This window comes from Rhodococcus sp. EPR-157, assembly GCF_001647195.1.
Lineage (GTDB): Bacteria > Actinomycetota > Actinomycetes > Mycobacteriales > Mycobacteriaceae > Rhodococcoides.
Genome location: NZ_LVCV01000224.1, coordinates 1 through 2,117, shown reverse-complemented (window position 1 = coordinate 2,117; position 2,117 = coordinate 1). Strand labels below are relative to the sequence as shown.

Here is a 2,117-nt window from a genome sequence, read left to right as displayed (position 1 = left end):
ACCGAGATCGATGCCGCCGGTGAGGTCGCCTGCCGCACCGAGGGCGGCGTCGAATGCTCCCTCGAGCGCGCCGCCGAGAGCGGTTCCGGCACCGAGTGCAGCGCCGAGATCGAGCGCTCCTCCTGCGCCGACCACTGCGTCGAGAGCGCCGCCGATGGCTGCGCCTGCTTCGCCGCCCACTCCGAATGCAGCACCGAGAAGACCTTCGAGGTCTACGACTCCGCCGAGGCCAGCTCCGAACGCGCCGTCGATGGCCGTTCCGATCGAGGTGGTCAGGTCCCCGACGATTCCTGCGTCGAGGTCCAGTGCGGTGCCGAGGGATCCGGCGATGATTCCGCCGAGGTCGATGCCCGCAAGTCCACCGAGGTCGAGATCGGCGAGGGCGCCGGCGTCGAGCACCGCGCCGAGCGAAGCTCCGAGAGCCGCCGCGAGGCCGCTCTGCAGCGCGAACACTCCTTCGAGGCCACCGCCGATGCCTGCGGCGAGTCCGCCGCCTGCGCCGAGGGCCACGTCCAGAGCCGAACCGAGCTGTGCGGCGACGTCAGCGCCGATGCCGAGGCCTGCGGTCAGTGCCGTTCCGAGTCCGCCTGCGAGACCTCCAGCGAGGTCGATCTGTCCGGCATCGATGACGGCGCCGAAGACATCTCCCAGAGCTGCGCCCAGTTCGGCGCCGATGTCGCCACCGACACCGAAGACCGTTCCGAGTGCCCCGCTGAGAGCTCCTTCGACGCCTGCGAGCGCGTTCAGGTCGAGTCCGCCGACCGCGCCGATGGCTGCGTCGAGTGCGCCGGTGAGTCCTGCCGTGACGTCTGCACCCAGTCCTGCACCAAGTCCTGCACCGAGTCCTGCGCCCAGTCCGAGGCCGCCGCCGATCAAGCCGGTCAGCGCGGCACCGAGGTCGGCCGAACCGCCGAGGTCGACCGAACCGCCTGCACCGACGACCGCTTCGAGTGCCGCGCCGAAGGCAGCACCGAGGTCCGCGCCGATTCCTCCGCCGACGGCGAGGGCAGCGCTGAGTGCGGCGCCGATGGATGCCGCGATATCGCCTGCCAGGTCCAGGTCACCGCCGAGCCCTCCGCCGATGCCGCCACCGATGACTCCGCCACCTGCCAGACCGCCACCGACCACCGCGCCGGCTGTGAGACCGAGGCCCGTCGACAGACCGCCGCCGATGGCGCCTCCGCCGGCAAGCCCGCCTTCCAGGTTCGCTGCTGCGCCGGCTCCTGCACCGAGGATGGCCGACAGCTGCGAACCTGCACCTGCGAACAGTCCGGACTCGGCGACCAACGGGGCGACGGCGACGATGTCCGCGTGGCAGACGTCGCCGAGACCGGCAGCAGCCAGAGTCCCGTCCGGGTTGGCGCAGTATGCGGCAGCCGCCTCGTCGTCGCGGAGGAGGCTGAGGATGAAGTCGAGTACAGCGTTCGTGGCCATTGCGTGGCTCCTTCGATGTCGGACGTTCGTGGTTGATCACAAAGCTATGGGTCCCACCCAGTTCGCCCAACGGGGTCGATCCCCCTACTCGATCCAGTGCACCCAGGGTTGGCGCATTAGGGGATTCGCAGCCATTAGGGGGTTTGCCCGCATGTAGGCCGTCACCTGCTGTGAGACGTAACGAAAAGTGCCATGCTGGCGACATCCCCAACAGCGTCGGCGGGCGTCGCGAGCAGAGAAATCGGAGATTGAAGATGAGCGCAGGGCTCGGCATACGGATCGGCACGGTCACCTCGGTGGCCGCCATGGATACTTCCTACGACCCGTATGCACCGCGCGACTTCGCCACCGATGAAGCAATGCCGACGGTCGTACGCAGGTCGGCTCTCGATCTCCGCCCCGGGGCGACACCGAGCCTTGCCGCTCTGTCGGATCGACAACAGCGCCATCTGATCACCGGATTCGCAGACCGGGTGGGGGATCCCGTTCCGCTGCTCGACGAGGACGGCGTGTCCTACCTCGCCGAGGATCTGTTCGCGACCGCGACCCGCGTACTGGTGGCCGAAGTAGCAGCAGGTGCCACCACCGAACCTGCCGTGGTCGTCACCCATCCCGATCGGTGGACTGCGTACACCGCCGATGTCCTGCGCGACGCCCTGGAGCGCGCAGGGGTTCCCGACGCC

The 2,117-nt window shown here is 69.1% G+C and carries 1 protein-coding gene and 1 pseudogene; one reads left to right on the top strand and one right to left on the bottom strand.

Annotated elements, in window-relative coordinates:
* Positions 1 to 1,434 (bottom strand): IniB N-terminal domain-containing protein (locus A2J03_RS10225; RefSeq protein ID WP_197480701.1); only part of this gene is annotated, 1,434 nt, incomplete at its 3' end.
* 254 nt (positions 1,435 to 1,688) lie between these two features.
* Here A2J03_RS10225 and A2J03_RS10220 point away from each other — a divergent pair.
* Positions 1,689 to 2,117 (top strand): annotated as a pseudogene (locus A2J03_RS10220) (Hsp70 family protein); the annotation flags it as partial.